Source organism: Caulobacter sp. GW821-FHT10A10, from assembly GCF_059415745.1.
In genome coordinates this window covers 118,607-131,597 of record NZ_JBWKNV010000003.1, presented here as the reverse complement: position 1 = coordinate 131,597, position 12,991 = coordinate 118,607, and the positions used below count along the sequence as shown (strand labels likewise).

17 protein-coding genes and 4 tRNA genes are annotated in these 12,991 nt (G+C 66.5%); 13 read left to right on the top strand and 8 right to left on the bottom strand.

From position 1 onward, the window contains the following. Positions 1 to 53 precede the first annotated feature (53 nt). From AC07NS_RS09910 to AC07NS_RS09885, 6 genes are all read left to right on the top strand, one after another. Positions 54 to 128, top strand: a tRNA-Glu gene (locus AC07NS_RS09910). A gap of 57 nt (positions 129 to 185) precedes the next feature. Further along, positions 186 to 260 (top strand) — tRNA-Glu (locus AC07NS_RS09905). Positions 261 to 433: 173 nt separating this feature from the next. Then, entirely contained in the window at positions 434 to 1,030 is a 597-nt protein-coding gene (gene cspD / locus AC07NS_RS09900; protein WP_494602947.1) for a stationary phase survival cold shock domain protein CspD, read from the top strand. 236 nt (positions 1,031 to 1,266) lie between these two features. Next, positions 1,267 to 1,343: transfer RNA gene (locus AC07NS_RS09895), tRNA-Pro, on the top strand. A 26-nt stretch (positions 1,344 to 1,369) separates the two neighbouring features. After that, positions 1,370 to 1,675, top strand: a complete 306-nt coding sequence (locus AC07NS_RS09890) for an ETC complex I subunit (RefSeq protein ID WP_494602946.1) — start codon at positions 1,370 to 1,372, stop codon at positions 1,673 to 1,675. Positions 1,676 to 1,703: 28 nt separating this feature from the next. Next, positions 1,704 to 1,780: transfer RNA gene (locus tag AC07NS_RS09885), tRNA-Arg, on the top strand. Here the strand turns inward: AC07NS_RS09885 and AC07NS_RS09880 are convergent. Both AC07NS_RS09880 and AC07NS_RS09875 read right to left on the bottom strand, forming a co-directional pair. After that, complete coding sequence (locus tag AC07NS_RS09880) at positions 1,739 to 3,409, bottom strand: recombinase family protein (protein WP_494603465.1); 1,671 nt, start codon at positions 3,407 to 3,409, stop codon at positions 1,739 to 1,741. The genes AC07NS_RS09885 and AC07NS_RS09880 overlap by 42 nt on opposite strands. Positions 3,410 to 3,772: 363 nt before the next feature. Then, positions 3,773 to 4,174 (bottom strand): thermonuclease family protein, encoded by a 402-nt coding sequence (locus AC07NS_RS09875; protein ID WP_494602945.1) that lies wholly within the window; start codon positions 4,172 to 4,174, stop codon positions 3,773 to 3,775. Between the two features lie 141 nt (positions 4,175 to 4,315). On the opposite strand from AC07NS_RS09875, the gene AC07NS_RS09870 reads away from it, so the two are divergent. The 3 genes from AC07NS_RS09870 (at position 4,316) to AC07NS_RS09860 (ending at position 5,511) form a co-directional block, all read left to right on the top strand. After that, entirely contained in the window at positions 4,316 to 4,693 is a 378-nt protein-coding gene (locus AC07NS_RS09870) for a hypothetical protein (RefSeq protein ID WP_494602944.1), read from the top strand. Positions 4,694 to 4,697: 4 nt separating this feature from the next. Beyond that, positions 4,698 to 4,994: a putative quinol monooxygenase gene (locus AC07NS_RS09865; RefSeq protein ID WP_494602943.1), complete on the top strand. Its 297-nt coding sequence runs from the start codon at positions 4,698 to 4,700 to the stop codon at positions 4,992 to 4,994. Positions 4,995 to 5,085: 91 nt separating this feature from the next. After that, the gene (locus tag AC07NS_RS09860) at positions 5,086 to 5,511 is read left to right on the top strand and encodes a nuclear transport factor 2 family protein (RefSeq protein WP_494602942.1); all 426 of its coding nucleotides are present in this window, start codon (positions 5,086 to 5,088) and stop codon (positions 5,509 to 5,511) included. Here the strand turns inward: AC07NS_RS09860 and AC07NS_RS09855 are convergent. The 3 genes from AC07NS_RS09855 to AC07NS_RS09845 are packed head-to-tail and all read right to left on the bottom strand — an operon-like array spanning position 5,508 to position 6,246. Beyond that, complete coding sequence (locus tag AC07NS_RS09855; protein WP_494602941.1) at positions 5,508 to 5,801, bottom strand: hypothetical protein; 294 nt, start codon at positions 5,799 to 5,801, stop codon at positions 5,508 to 5,510. The two genes, AC07NS_RS09860 and AC07NS_RS09855, sit on opposite strands and share 4 nt — an antisense overlap. A 30-nt stretch (positions 5,802 to 5,831) precedes the next feature. Continuing rightward, the gene (locus AC07NS_RS09850; RefSeq protein ID WP_494602940.1) at positions 5,832 to 5,981 is read right to left on the bottom strand and encodes a hypothetical protein; all 150 of its coding nucleotides are present in this window, start codon (positions 5,979 to 5,981) and stop codon (positions 5,832 to 5,834) included. Then, positions 5,974 to 6,246, bottom strand: a complete 273-nt coding sequence (locus AC07NS_RS09845) for a hypothetical protein (protein ID WP_494602939.1) — start codon at positions 6,244 to 6,246, stop codon at positions 5,974 to 5,976. The genes AC07NS_RS09850 and AC07NS_RS09845 overlap by 8 nt, the downstream gene beginning before the upstream one ends. Before the next feature lie 635 nt (positions 6,247 to 6,881). On the opposite strand from AC07NS_RS09845, the gene AC07NS_RS09840 reads away from it, so the two are divergent. After that, positions 6,882 to 7,412, top strand: coding sequence for an antirestriction protein ArdA (locus AC07NS_RS09840; protein ID WP_494602938.1), 531 nt, complete (start codon positions 6,882 to 6,884; stop codon positions 7,410 to 7,412). A 235-nt stretch (positions 7,413 to 7,647) separates the two neighbouring features. Then, positions 7,648 to 8,235 carry a sigma-70 family RNA polymerase sigma factor gene (locus AC07NS_RS09835; RefSeq protein WP_101719745.1) on the top strand — a complete coding sequence of 196 codons (588 nt, stop codon included), beginning with the start codon at positions 7,648 to 7,650 and terminating at the stop codon, positions 8,233 to 8,235. On the opposite strand, the gene AC07NS_RS09830 is transcribed toward AC07NS_RS09835, so the two are convergent. The 3 genes from AC07NS_RS09830 to dinB form a co-directional block, all read right to left on the bottom strand. Then, positions 8,232 to 8,417 carry a hypothetical protein gene (locus AC07NS_RS09830; RefSeq protein ID WP_494602937.1) on the bottom strand — a complete coding sequence of 62 codons (186 nt, stop codon included), beginning with the start codon at positions 8,415 to 8,417 and terminating at the stop codon, positions 8,232 to 8,234. The genes AC07NS_RS09835 and AC07NS_RS09830 overlap by 4 nt on opposite strands. Positions 8,418 to 8,621: 204 nt before the next feature. Then, positions 8,622 to 9,224, bottom strand: coding sequence for an alpha-ketoglutarate-dependent dioxygenase AlkB (locus tag AC07NS_RS09825; protein WP_494602936.1), 603 nt, complete (start codon positions 9,222 to 9,224; stop codon positions 8,622 to 8,624). An 8-nt stretch (positions 9,225 to 9,232) separates the two neighbouring features. Further along, positions 9,233 to 10,312: a DNA polymerase IV gene (gene dinB, locus AC07NS_RS09820; protein WP_494602935.1), complete on the bottom strand. Its 1,080-nt coding sequence runs from the start codon at positions 10,310 to 10,312 to the stop codon at positions 9,233 to 9,235. Between the two features lie 582 nt (positions 10,313 to 10,894). Between dinB and AC07NS_RS09815 the strand changes: the two genes are divergently transcribed. Beyond that, positions 10,895 to 11,227 (top strand): DUF3768 domain-containing protein, encoded by a 333-nt coding sequence (locus AC07NS_RS09815; protein ID WP_494602934.1) that lies wholly within the window; start codon positions 10,895 to 10,897, stop codon positions 11,225 to 11,227. Positions 11,228 to 11,968: 741 nt separating this feature from the next. Further along, complete coding sequence (locus tag AC07NS_RS09810) at positions 11,969 to 12,967, top strand: hypothetical protein (RefSeq protein WP_494602933.1); 999 nt, start codon at positions 11,969 to 11,971, stop codon at positions 12,965 to 12,967. Positions 12,968 to 12,991 lie beyond the last annotated feature (24 nt).

Below are 12,991 nucleotides of genomic sequence, written 5' to 3'. Positions count from 1 at the left end.
CGCTTGCGCTCTCCGGGGAGCCTTTGTATATCCCCGGCTCCTCGCGGCGAGATGGTCCCTTCGTCTATCGGTTAGGACGCCAGATTTTCATTCTGGAGAGAGGGGTTCGACTCCCCTAGGGACTACCAGCCGCGAGGGCTGTACTTTTGAACTGCTGCGGATTACCTGCTTCTTCGAAGCATAGTGGTCCCTTCGTCTATCGGTTAGGACGCCAGATTTTCATTCTGGAGAGAGGGGTTCGACTCCCCTAGGGACTACCAACCGCAGCGTTCAAAATTTCCGACAGCATACAAAAGGCGCGACTAAACGTCGCGCCTTTCGCATTGCGCGCTCTCTGCATCATTTGGCCATTGACGGCTCTCCCTCCGCGAGAACAGTGTTATTCTTGTGGCGCTCGCTCCTTTGGGCTGTTTGGGCGAGCCAGAGGGGCGGAATGTCTGGTTACGACTTGGATGCATCGGCGGCGCACGAGGATCTCGTACGCATCAGCGGCCGCGTGAAATGGTTCGACGTCGGAAAGGGCTACGGCTTCATCGTTCCTGACGATCCGGGCCAGACCGGCCTGAAGGACGTCCTGCTTCACGTCACCTCGCTGCGCAACTGCGGCCGCGAGTCGGCGCTGGAGGGCGCCGTGATCGTCTGCGACGTGGTCAAGCGTCCCAAGGGCTGGCAGGTCAGCGAGGTCGTCGATCTCGACGAGACCTCGGCCCCGCCGCCGCTTGAGCGCCCCCGGCGCACCTTCGACGAGACCGCGCCCCGGCGCGACGGCCTGCGCAGCGGCTTCGGCGGCGGCGCGTCGCGCCAGTCCCTCGAGCCGGCCGGTCCGCCCGAGCGGGCCAAGGTCAAATGGTTCAACCGCACCAAGGGCTACGGCTTCGTGGTTCGCGACGAGGCGCCAGGAGACATCTTCGTGCACATCGAGACCCTGCGCCGCGGCGGCCTCGAAGACCTCCAGCCGGGCGACGACGTCATGGTCCGCTTCGCTCAAGGTCCCAAAGGGCTCGTCGTCGCCGAGATCACGGCGGCCTGAGGCCGCTTTCAGGAGCGGCGAGGGGCCGTCAGGCTCGTCGCCCGTTCCCCGGCTCCAGTGAGGCGCTCCTGGCCCTTTACGGAGATCCGCGGCGTCGCATCTTGCCGAAAGGCCGAGGACTTGGCCCGGGGCGGGGTAGGCCCCACATCAGGCTGCCCACAAAGTTGGTGCTGCTGCTCTTTTGTCCTGTTGCGTAGAATCGGAAATCGCTTACAAGGCAACCCCTTGCTGGTGTCCGGAGCGTAGCGCAGCCTGGTAGCGCATCTGTTTTGGGAGCAGAGGGTCGCAGGTTCGAATCCTGCCGCTCCGACCACCAGCTGGAGCCGTTTGGAGAGGTCCATGCTCGCCCGCATCTATCGTCCCGCCAAGAACGCCATGCAGTCGGGCAAGGCCAAGACCAAGGACTGGGTGCTCGAGTTCGAACCGACCTCGGCCCGCAAGCCCGATCCGCTGATGGGCTGGACCCAGTCGAGCGACATGAACGGCCAGGTCCGCCTGACCTTCGAGACCCGGGACGAGGCCATCGCCTACGCCCAGCGCCACGAGATCTCTTTCCAGCTCTTCGAACCCAAGGTTCCGAAGCGCATCATCAAGGCCTACGCCGACAACTTCGCGACCAACCGCAAGCAGCCCTGGACCCACTGAGGGCCTCCCGGGCTAAGCCGGCCAGCGCGCGCCCTTAGCTCAGTTGGATAGAGCATTCGCCTTCTAAGCGAACGGTCGCAGGTTCGAATCCTGCAGGGCGCGCCATTCCCGGACAAAACCCGGCACGACTAGAGCCGCCGATTCTACGCCGTTGTTGACGGCGAGCGTCCGCAGCAGCTCCACCTTCGATCCGCAGATCCGGGCTTCGTGCGGCGACACCATCTCCACCTTCTGCGCGACCGCGCGAATCAAGTCTCGGCGATAGGCGCCGTTGTCGGCCCTGAACAGTTCACGGGTCGCTTCCGAGAACCGGTTCAAAAGCTCCGGGGTCAGCGCAGGCATGATGTTCTCGATCGCCTTGGCGGCCCGCTCGGCGTCGCCCGCGGCCTTGTCGCGCAACGCCCGCAGCTGCGCGATGCGCGGCTTTAGCGAGGGATCGGTGGCGTCGAGTATGCCTTCTTCGATGGACGCATAGAGCCGTTGCAGGCGTTGCTCGACTTCGGTGGCGCGCTTGCGAAGATCCGCGACATGGCGGTGGCGCTTTTCGATCCATTCCGAGCGCCGGTCGATGATGTTGTCCATCATCGTGGCCAGGCGCTCGGGATTGAGCAGGCGGTTCTCCAGGTGGTCGATGACGGCGGCGTCCAGCAGGTCCATCCGCACGCTCATGCCCTTGCACCCCGTGGCCCCCTGCCGGGCCTTGGTGCAGCAGGTGTAGTAGCGATAGGTGCTGCTCTTGCCGGAGCGCAGGGTCATCGCATTTCCGCAGAGGCCGCAGAAGCAGATGCCGCCCAGAAGGATTGGGCTGTTGACGAAGCGCGGGGCCATGGCGAGCGGATTGCGCTGGGACATCGCCCGCTGGACTGCCTCGAAGGTGTCGCGATCGACCAGCGGCGGGACCGCCATGATCACCCGCTCGGACTCGTCCTTGGGCTCCTGGGTGGCGTAGTGGCGGCTGTTGAAAACGTGCTCGCCGATATAGGTCGTGCGGGTCAGGGTGTAGTGCACCGTACCGTTGCTCCAGCGCCCGCCGCCGCGCGTGGTGAGGTGCTTGTCGTTGAGGTAGGTCGCGATCGACTTGACGCCCATCGGGCCGCTGTCGTCGATGCCGTGCAGGGCCAAGCGGTAGATCAGCCGCACGGTCTCGGCCCCGATCGGGTCGATCTCCAGCTTCTTCTTGATCCGCTCGCCGCGCTGCTCGGCCGCGACCACCCGATAGCCGAGCGGGGGCAGGGAGCCGTTCCAGAACCCTTGGCGGGCGTTTTCCTTCATGGCGCGTAGCGTGTGCTTGGCGTTCTCTCGCGACTGGTACTCGTCGAAGAGGTTCATCATCTGCCGGACCATGACGCCCATAGGGTCGTCGCCGACCTCCTGGGTGATCGAGACGATGCGCACGCCGTTCTTCGCCAGCTTCCGGGCGTAGAATTCGAACTGGAACTGGTCGCGGAAGAAGCGCGAGAAGGAGTGCACGAGGATGACGTGGAAGGGCGGGGGCTTGGCCATCGCCGCGTCGATCATCTGCTGGAAGGCCGGGCGGCGATCATCGGTGGCGGTGTTGCCCGGCTCAACGAATTCCTCGGCCACGGGCCAGGCCTTGGCTTGGCAGTAGGCCCGCAGTTGCCGGCCCTGGTCAGGGATCGAAAGGTCGCTGTCGGCCTGTCGACCGGTGGAGACGCGAAGATAGAGCGCCGCGCTAGGCGCGGTCGGTGGGGGAGGGGTTCGACGCTTGGCCATCTCTGTCTTTCCGGCGGATCAGGGCAGAGGACCGAGCAATTCGGCCAGGACCTTCTCCAGATAGGCCTCGGTGACCTGCAGCTCGCGGATCCCGATGGGGATCTGCGCCGGCATGTCGTCCGTGACAGAGAGGGAGACACGCGAGACCGGCCTCCTTGGTAGTCGCGGCGGCAAAATATTTAGGTAGTCGAGGAAGTCGGGCGGTTCGGCCTCGGGGAGCGGCTTTCTGGGCATAGGCCGAGGGTCACTCTCACCTCGATGGGGTGCAAAGCCGATCTCAGGTTGGGCGTGCTGTGGCGCAGAGAGACAGGTGTTCGGCGATGTCGGCCGTCTATGAGCCAGCTGGCTTTTTGGTCGGGTGAACTAGCCGGCGGGCTTGGCCCACACCCCGCGTTGGGCCGCCTTGGCCTCGGCTTCGGGCTTGGCGTAGAGGCCCTTGCTGTAGCGGCGGTATTCGGTGGCGTAGCCCGAGCGGATCAGGGCCGCATTGATGTCGGGGCTGGCGCTCGACCAGCACTTGGCCACCGTGCGGCCGTAACGGTCCCGATCGACCGGTCGGCAGCCGACCCGGCCGCGGGTAAGGCGAAGCAGCTCGTCGCGGGCTTCATAGGCGAACGGTTCGGCCGGTGTGCTCCCGCGTCGCACCTCTGGGGCGTCGACGCCGAAAAGGCGGATGCGCTCGGTCCCGCAGCGCAGGGTGTCGCCGTCGTGCACGGAGGGTGCGGTGCAGGCGATGATGGCGGCGGCGAGAGGGGCGAGGGACATGGGCGGGCCTTAGCCTGCTTCGTGGCGGAGCGCTAAGGGGCGGTCGACGGCCGGCGACCGAACCTGACGCAGGGTCATGGTCCTTTGCCATCAGGCGGCGACTCGGGATGAGAAGGACGTCGTGTTGCGCGAGGACTGCTCATGACCCCAGAGGCCTTTTCGACCCTGGCCGGCCGGCTCGGCGCCGCCGTGCAGGTCCGCCGTGTGCTCGACACGACCCAGTTTCGAGTCGGCGGACGCGCCTTCGCCACGCTCAACTGGCCAGAGGCCGGGTGGGCCGTGATCAAGCTGAACCTCAGGGATCAGGCCTCGGCCATGGCGCTCAGCGACGCGGTGACGATCGAGCCGCGGCGGCCGCGCAACTCCGGCGTGACCCTGGTCTGGCTCAAGGGGATCGACGAAGACGCCATGGCCTACATCCTCGCCGCGTCGTTTGGCGAGGCCTACGCCAAGGCTTCGCGCGGGCGTCCGGGCAGGGGCCGCTGCGCCATGCTCGCCATAGCCAAGGACGCGGGGTGATCCGATGAGCGCCGGGGTCAAGATCGTCGCGGTGCTGGCTGCCAAAGACGGTATGGGGCAGGCGTTGGAGGCGCTGCTCCTGGGAATGGCGAGCGCTTGCCGGGCTGAGCCCGGCAACCTTCGCTGGGACGTCTGGCGTGACCAGGCCGATCCGACCCGCTTCGTGCTCGACGAGCTCTATGTCGATGACGCGGCCGTGACGGCCCATCGCGCCAGCGCCCATTTCGCCGCCTATCGGGCGAGGATTGGAGACCTGGCCGAGCGCACGGCCCTTGTGCTGGACCCGGCCGACCTCGGCTGAGCGCGGATTGACCGGACTGGTTCGGGTCCTAAAGTGCCGCGTCCGGCCGGCAAACGCCGCGACCAAGCCCAGCCAAGACGGGGGAGGGGATATGGCCAAGGAACAGGCGCTTCAAACGCTTCAAGCCTGGCATGACCTGCTGGAAAAGCGCGAGTTCGATCGCCTGCGGCCTCTGGCGGCCCAGACCGTCGTGTTTCGCTCGCCGGCCTTCTTCACGCCCTATCCCGGCGTCGAGGCGCTGGTGCACATCATCGCCACGGTCAACACAATCTTCGAAGAGTTCGCCTACCATCGGGAGTTCTGGACCGAAGGCTTTGACGCCGTCGTGCTCGAGTTCAGCGCCCGGATCGGCGACAAGACATTGAAGGGGATCGACATCATCTCCTTCGATGACGCCGGCCAGATCCGGGAGTTCGAGGTGATGATCCGGCCGGCCAACGCCGCGGTCGCCTTGGGCGAGGCGATGGCCGCAAAGGCCGGCCCGGGTCTGAAGGCCCTGTTGGGCAAGCCGGCCTAGTCGGCCAGCCGCACGAGCAGTTCGTTCATCCCGTCGCTGAGGGCGCTGCTCCAGGCCGGGTGCCCCGGCCCCGCCGCCTGGGAGATGTCTTTGGCCTGTTCCATGTGAAGGATGGTGCGCTCCCCGTTCGGCGCGCGACGGCTGAAGGCAAACTGGCCGCTGCCGCGCAGGAAGGCGCCGTCGCGATGGTGCAGGCTGATGAACCGCTGACCGTCGATGACGACGGCGTCGTCATCGGGGCCGCCGCGGCGATCGGCGGCTTGGCGCAGGGCGCCCCAGATCATCGTCATCTTCGTGGTCCTCCCGACCGGCTTCGATGGTTAACGACCATGCTGGGCAGGACGATTCCCGCCCAGGGCCAGGCCGACCGCGACGCGCGTTTTCAGTGGATCGATCGACTCGGCCAGCGCGCCGCATCCGTGAAACCCAAGCGAATGCAAAGGGTCGTGGCTGGTGTTGGCTTCAGGCATCGGCGGGCGGCTCCACCTGGCGCACGGCCCGCCACCAGGGCCAGCGATGCTCGCCGCCGCGCTCGACCTTCTCCATCTCGAACCAGGCCACGTCGCCCTCGAAGTCGGGGACGTATTTGGGATCGACAAAGTCGGCCGGGCCCTTGAGGCCGCCGACGGTATGGAGATGGTAGTTTAGCGTGCGGCGGGTTTGGGAGGCCCCGTAGCCTTCCTCGACCGCGATGCGCGTAAGGCGGGCGATTGTGCGCAGAAAGACGCGAGGCACCCTTGGTGCCGTTGGCGCCCTTGGCGCGCGAGGGCGCGCGCGCGGATCGGCGCGGTTGGGGGGCATGGGAAGCTCCAGAATGTTCCGGCATTGTTCTCATTTCGCACGAGTGCTCGCAATGCGCGTTTGCGGCGAGATCGCGATCCTGCGACCTTGAGGCGTTGTGCTCGGCCACCCGGGGCTCCCGCCGGGCGCTTTCGCGCCCGGCTTCACCCGATACGGAGAGCGGCCGGCGGTCACGCTCGGTCCCGAGCCTTTCGGCTCTCCTACGGGCGCGCCGCCTGGCGGGCGACCCCTTAAGCGAAGAGTGGGGTCGCCGCCGGCCGCTCGACGCGGACGTTCCGACACGCGCTTTGCGCGGTCTCCTTGCCGGCTTCATTCGTCATGAGCGCGCGCTGACGCGCGCGCGCATCCGTCTTTCCCGCCGCTGCCGCGGCCCTTCTCTGTTTTGGCGCTCCGCGCCCGGGTGGACTTGGGGCTCCGCCCCCGGCGCGCTTCGAACCGGCTTCCGCCCAGCTTCGGACCTTTAAGGCCCTGCAGCCGGGTCCCCGCGAAGCCGGCGCCTCCGCTTGCACCCCGGTCTCGCCGACGGGCAAGGGTTCGATGACGAACCCCTGTCTTTAAGGATGAGGACCATGGGACAAGCTGCTGAAATCCTTGAGCCTCGCATCTATGTCGCCTGTCTGGCCGCCTACAATTGCGGCCAGCTGCATGGCGCCTGGATCAAGGTGGAGGATGACCAAGAGGCCGTGCTGGAGGCGGTGGCTTTGATGCTGGCCGCCTCGCCGCAGCCGGGGGGCGAAGAGTACGCGGTCCACGACTATGAGGACTTTGGTGGGGTGGAGATCGGCGAATATATGCCGATGGCCAAGGTGGTGGCGATCGCCGCCTTCCTGCGCGAGCGCGGGACGCTGGGGGCCTTGGTGCTGGACCACTTCAATGGCGATCTCGACCAGGCCGAGGAGGCCTTGGAAGACGGCTATCATGGCCGGTTTTCCAGCCTCGCCGACTATGTCCAGATGCTGACCGAAGAGACCATCGAGATCCCTAAGGCCTTGCGCCTCTACATCGATTACGAGGCCATGGCCCGGGACGTCGCGATCAATGGCGACGTCTTCACCATCGCCGCCGACCAAGGCGAGGTGCACGTCTTCAGCGCGCGGTAGGCCAAGGGCTTGACGCGGCTGGGAGGTCAGGGCGGCGTGGCCGGTGGCCGCGCGCGCCGGCGCTTTGGGCGCCGGCGCTGAGGGCAAGGAGGCGACCGGCCAACGGGCGAAGAGCACGGTTCGCGAGCGCTCTGGCGGTCGTTCGGTGAGTGAGTTCCGTCGCCTGGCGAACTCTCCGTGGAGCCAAATGCCGATCAGCCCCGTTAAGCCTCCGAGCGCTTGACGGAGACAGACCATGACCGACCACGCAGACGAGGCTTTCCGCGCCGCTCTGATCCCGGTCATCCCCCACATGCGCGCCTTCGCCCGCTCGCTGTGCGGCGACGCCGCCGCTGCTGACGACCTCGTCCAGGACGCCCTGGCCAAGGCCTGGCAGGCGCGCGCCAGCTTCCAGCTGGGGACCAACATCAAGGCCTGGGCCTTCATGATCCTGCGCAACCAGTTCTATTCGGAAAAGCGCCGCTCCTGGCGCCAGCAGCCGCTCGACCAGGAACAAGCCGAGCGCACGCTCAAGGCCTATGACGATCCTCATGCGGTGCTGGAGCTCGACGATGTTCGCCGCGCCATGGCGCTGCTGCCCACAGAGCAGCGCGAGGCCCTGATCATGGTCGGCGCCGGCGGACTGCCCTACGAGGAAGTCGCCGAGATCGTCGGCGTGGCGGTCGGCACCATCAAGAGCCGGGTCAGCCGCGCCCGCGCCGCGCTGGCGGCGATTCTGGCTGACGGCCTCGACAGCGAGGGCTATGTCGCGCCGGCGGCCGGACCGATGGCCGCTATCCTTGGCCAGCTGGACGCGCTGCGCGGCGGCCGTCAGGTCGCCTAGGCGGCTTCGTCTTCACCAGGCGTCCGCGAGCCGCCCGCCGCCAGATCGCGGAGGATGGCGGCCAGTTGCGTTGAACTGCGCCGCATGCGCTGAAGGCCAAGGGCCCGCTTAGGATCGGTCTCGCCCTCGGCTTCGAGCCGCAGACGCTCGGCCTCGTGATCCAGATCGTCGGGTGTGCGCATCGCATCGCCAATGTCGTCAGCGGACTGGCGCGACGCAACGTGTCCGGAAGAAGGAAAGTGCGGCCCGGCGTCAGTCGGGGGGGCGTAAAGCCGGGCCGCTTGGTGTCGGCAGGACCACGAATGGCGCTGCCTGGACGGCTATAGAACCGCGCCGGCCTGAACTGGTTCCCGGCCAAGGCGAGGCCTGATCAAATGGCTGCTCGGTCAGCCGCGCTTGCGAAAGGTGCGAAAGGTCACCGAGTAGCGCAGGGCCTCCACCGGGGGGATCGAATGCTCCCAGGCCTCGCGCGCGGGGCCGCCCAGGATGTAGGCCGAGCGCGGCTCAGGCCGCAGCGTGAACCGCTCCCAGCCTTGGCCTGAAGGGCGGCGAAAGCGGAAGGGGCAGGAGGCCAGGAGCGACACCCCGGCGATGATCTCAAACTGGGGACGGTCGCGGTGCCAGCCGATGCCAGCGCCCGGCGCATATTCGATGGCCAGGGCCTGCTGGAAATCCTCCGGCGCTCGCCCGGCGAGCCTCGCGACCTTGGCCCGCAGCGGCAAGAGGAAGTCGGGGATCGGGGCCGCCGGCTCCAGCACCTGACGGGCGAAGTCATAGGCCCAGCCGAACGAAACCACCCGGCGATTGCCCTCGTAGCCGTGAAACTGGAACGGCGCGAAGGGCAGGGCGGCGATCGCGCCGGCAAGATCGCGCTCCTCGTCACGGGTGATCAGCTCATCCTGGTAGACGAGCCCTTCGGGACCGGCCTGGCGCGGCGGGGCGACGGCGAGATCCTCTGGGGCGAAAAGGCTGGGTTGATGGGACGTCATCCTAAGCCTCAGACGGGCAGGGCGGCCTGTCGGGCCGTGGCGGCCGCGGCCGCGGCGTCGAAGTTGGAGACGGTCACGCCCAGCAGGCGAACGCTGGCACGCAACGGAAAGGCCGAACGGACGAGATCCAGGCAGAGGCGCCGCAGGGTTTCCTGCTCGACGATCGCCCCCGACAGCGAGCGCCGGCGCGTGGCCTGCTCGAAGTCGGCATACTTGATTTTGACCGTCGCGGTGCGGCCAAAGGCGCTGGTCTTCTGGCACCAGGCAAAGACCCTGTCGGCCAGGGCGGCGATTTCGGCCTCGATGGCGCCGGTGTCAGCCAGGTCGGCGGCGAAGGTCGTTTCCGACCCCGACGACTTGCGCTCACGGTCCGGATTGACCGGCCGCTCGTCGACGCCGCGGGCGATGCCGTAGAACCAAGGACCCGACTTGCCAAAATGCTCCTGCAGGAAGGCCAGCGACTGGCGATTGAGATCCTCGCCGGTGTGGATGCCCAGGCCCTTCATCTTGGCGGCGGTGACCTCGCCCACGCCGTGGAAGCGGCCGATCGGCAGGGTCTGGACGAAGGCCTCGCCCTGGCCTGGCGCCACCAGGAACTGGCCGTCGGGCTTGTTCTGGTCGCTGGCCATCTTGGCCAGGAACTTGTTGTAGGAGATCCCGGCCGAAGCGGTCAGGCCCGTCTCGGCGCGGATACGCTCGCGGATGATCCTGGCGGTCTGGGTCGCCGTGGCGACGCCGGCCTTGTCGCCGGTGACGTCGAGATAGGCCTCGTCCAGCGACAGCGGCTCTATGAGGTCGGCGTAGTCGGCGAAGATCTCGTGGATCTGGTGGGAGACCGCCCGATAGACCTCGAAGCGGTGGGGGACGAAGACCAGCTGCGGGCACTTGCGCAGCGCCGTGCTCGACGGCATGGCCGAGCGCACCCCGAACTTTCGCGCCTCGTAGCTGGCCGCGGCGATCACGCCGCGCGCCGCGGGCGATCCGACCACCACCGGCCGGCCGCGCAGGGCCGGGTCATCACGTTGCTCCACCGACGCGAAGAAGGCGTCCATGTCGATATGGATGATTTTGCGCGGCGACGACTCCATCACCAGGTCAGTCTAGCCGATTGAGAACGAAATGGGAACTTGTTGGCGCTTGCAGGCATCGTGACTTGGGCAGCATGGGGCGGGGTTCCCGCGCGGCGCTTTCGCGCCGCGCTCCACCCCATGGGGAGAGCGGCCGGCGGTCACGCTCGGTCCCGAGCCTTTCGGCTCTCCTACGGGCGCGCCACCTGGCGGGCGACTTTGGGTCGCCGCCGGCCGCTCGACGCGGACGTTCCGACGCGCGCTTTGCGCGGTCTCCTTGCCGGCTTCATTGGTCATGAGCCCTCGCAGGCGAGCGCGCAGTAATCTTCAGGCCGCGGCCGCGGCGGCGGGCTCTCGCCCGTCTCCCTGGTCGAGGCGCTCCGCGGCTCCTTCTTTGTCTTGGGCGCTCTGCGCCCAGCGGGGCTTAGGGCTCCGCCCTCGGCGCGCTTCGGATCGGCTTCCGCCCAGCTTCGGTCCCTTGCGGGCCCTGCAGCCGGGTCCCCGCGAAGCCGCCCCTCCGCTTGCACACCCAGGTCTCGCCGACGGGCGCCGGGTTCGAGCGCGCCTTTTGCGCTCGAACCCCGACAGCCCAAGGAGGCTTCAATGACCGAGGATGACCATACCGCCGCGATCGCGGCGCTGAACGACGCGTGCCGCGCCGAGCCCGGCGCGGGCTGGGTGCTGACGAGCGGCGTCCAGGCCTTGTCCAAGGCCGATCTGGCCAAGGCCGTCGCCGCCGTGACCGCCTTCGACCACTTTCCGGAGGGGGACGACCCTTACGGCGAGCGCGATTTCGGCGCGTTCGATCTTGGGGCCGAGCGGCTCATCTGGAAGATCGACTACTATGACCTCGACCTCTGCATGGCCTCGCCCGATCCGGCCGATCCGGCCGTCACCAAGCGGGTGCTGACCCTGATGCTCGCCGAGGAATACTAGAAGGCCGAGCCCGCCGCGCCCGTTGGGCGCGGCGGGCTTTGGCGGCGCGTGAACGAGACGAGGAGGGCCGGGCAAGCGTGCCCTGGCCGGGGCGGCCGATCCTTTGGGGATCGGCCGCTTTTCGTTTCAAGGCAGGTACGTAGGAGCCGTTGCTGGGGCCGGGTTTGGTCCTCTACCTTCGACGGTCCAAGGTTTTCAGGGGCTTCTCTCCAGCAGGCCGAGTTCTTGGCACGGGCGAAGCCACGCGAATTCGCCTGGATTCTCCTCTGGGTGGAGATTGATGTCTCCAGGCCAAGATGCGAGAGGCGCTGGTAAAGGAGTCACGTCGATCGGAGAGGCGGTTCGCGCCTACGAGGCGACAAGCCGCTGAAGGGGCCGTGATTGTCGTTACTTGAAGCTTGGCGTTGGATGGCGCCTTTCCCTCAAACGCTGCGATTTGCCCGCATGGAGCTTATCGCAAGTGATTTCGATCCCCCGATTATCGTGGGCGCCGGCGAGCTACGCTGCCCGACCTCCCAAACGTTCGAATATACGTTAACGGGCATGCCGGCTGATCCCGCCTACGCCCTGCTACAGGTACGAAAGCACGAATCTGATCCATACGATGGTCTCTTGCGCTGTCGCTTGCTTGTTGAGGATGACGAGGGCAGATCCTACAACGCCGGTTGGACTATTCCGAAAGTGCGCTTTAGCGCTGAAGGAGAGGGGGCTTGGACCCTCCACGGAGAGTGCCAGGGTTTAATGACGGACGACCCGTCGGCTCCCTCTAGCGTATCGGGAGCGACAGAAGTCGAGTTCCTGATCCCCCGAAATCATCGGGTCGCTCTGCTCTTGAGACGTTTTGTTTCCACGACCTTGGCCGAGGGCGGGCGTGAGCCGATTTATCGCCTTTCTGTCCTTGGTGAACAGGTCACCTTTCGTTTCGACCCGGATCGAGACGTTCTGTCGATTTCAACGCCCGGCGGGGGAGTCTTGCCGCTGACCTACGCGGAAAATTGGCTCGGCGAGCCTCTCCGCATTCTCTTTGGTCAGCTCGCCTTTCCGCGTCTGGTCGCGCGAGCGTTTCCGAACGGCGGCGCGATGATCGCCCAACGCCCCTCGCCAGCATGGTCCAAGGACTCCGATTGGGGCGCGCTCTGGGATCTTGATAACCTCACCGACAGGGACGCCTTCTGGACCCTATACGGCCAGCTACTAAGTTACATTGCCAATGATCGCGACAGCGAAGGACGCCCCAATTGGGAAGCCAATACGATCACCCGTCTCTACGAGGAGGTGATCCAGGCCTCGCATGGGTCGCGTTGGGTGTGGGCCCTGACCTTCGCCAGCAGCATTGAAGGCCTGGTCCGTTTGCTAACGCCGCGTGGAACCGCGCGCCCCGATGCTCACACCGCGGGTATAGCTTCTCTGGTGGCGCATATCGGTCAGTGGCCGGCATCGACCGCTGCAGAGAAGCATCTACGCGGTGTTGCGGTAAGCGCGGTTCATCGCACGGCTGAGACGACGCCGAAGTATGTTCTCGATCAATTGGAAATCCGGGGCGTCGTAAGCAAGGAGCAGATCAAGGCGTGGGGCAAAGTTCGCAATGCGGTCATGCACGGCTCACTGGTATCGCCCTACTCCAGTCGAGAGGACGATGAGCTTTTGCTCCATCTCGCTGCGCTGATGAAGGGGCTGACCCGAGAAGTTGTCCGCCCTAACCGACTACCCGCCGATAGCCTGGGTCAATCGCAACCTTGATGGATGGCTGGCCGGTTTGGCTTC

What these genes read in the sequence shown, in the direction of transcription:
- AC07NS_RS09870 (WP_494602944.1), top strand. Translation starts at nt 4,316, where the DNA reads ATGACCCCAGAGGCCTTTTCGACCCTGGCCGGCCGGCTCGGCGCCGCC.
- cspD (WP_494602947.1), top strand. Translation starts at nt 434, where the DNA reads ATGTCTGGTTACGACTTGGATGCATCGGCGGCGCACGAGGATCTCGTA.
- AC07NS_RS09880 (WP_494603465.1), bottom strand. Translation starts at nt 3,409, where the DNA reads ATGGCCAAGCGTCGAACCCCTCCCCCACCGACCGCGCCTAGCGCGGCG.
- AC07NS_RS09825 (WP_494602936.1), bottom strand. Translation starts at nt 9,224, where the DNA reads ATGACGTCCCATCAACCCAGCCTTTTCGCCCCAGAGGATCTCGCCGTC.
- AC07NS_RS09835 (WP_101719745.1), top strand. Translation starts at nt 7,648, where the DNA reads ATGACCGACCACGCAGACGAGGCTTTCCGCGCCGCTCTGATCCCGGTC.
- dinB (WP_494602935.1), bottom strand. Translation starts at nt 10,312, where the DNA reads ATGGAGTCGTCGCCGCGCAAAATCATCCATATCGACATGGACGCCTTC.
- AC07NS_RS09860 (WP_494602942.1), top strand. Translation starts at nt 5,086, where the DNA reads ATGGCCAAGGAACAGGCGCTTCAAACGCTTCAAGCCTGGCATGACCTG.
- AC07NS_RS09815 (WP_494602934.1), top strand. Translation starts at nt 10,895, where the DNA reads ATGACCGAGGATGACCATACCGCCGCGATCGCGGCGCTGAACGACGCG.
- AC07NS_RS09810 (WP_494602933.1), top strand. Translation starts at nt 11,969, where the DNA reads ATGACGGACGACCCGTCGGCTCCCTCTAGCGTATCGGGAGCGACAGAA.
- AC07NS_RS09830 (WP_494602937.1), bottom strand. Translation starts at nt 8,417, where the DNA reads ATGCGCACACCCGACGATCTGGATCACGAGGCCGAGCGTCTGCGGCTC.
- AC07NS_RS09850 (WP_494602940.1), bottom strand. Translation starts at nt 5,981, where the DNA reads ATGCCTGAAGCCAACACCAGCCACGACCCTTTGCATTCGCTTGGGTTT.
- AC07NS_RS09840 (WP_494602938.1), top strand. Translation starts at nt 6,882, where the DNA reads ATGGGACAAGCTGCTGAAATCCTTGAGCCTCGCATCTATGTCGCCTGT.
- AC07NS_RS09855 (WP_494602941.1), bottom strand. Translation starts at nt 5,801, where the DNA reads ATGACGATGATCTGGGGCGCCCTGCGCCAAGCCGCCGATCGCCGCGGC.
- AC07NS_RS09875 (WP_494602945.1), bottom strand. Translation starts at nt 4,174, where the DNA reads ATGTCCCTCGCCCCTCTCGCCGCCGCCATCATCGCCTGCACCGCACCC.
- AC07NS_RS09865 (WP_494602943.1), top strand. Translation starts at nt 4,698, where the DNA reads ATGAGCGCCGGGGTCAAGATCGTCGCGGTGCTGGCTGCCAAAGACGGT.
- AC07NS_RS09890 (WP_494602946.1), top strand. Translation starts at nt 1,370, where the DNA reads ATGCTCGCCCGCATCTATCGTCCCGCCAAGAACGCCATGCAGTCGGGC.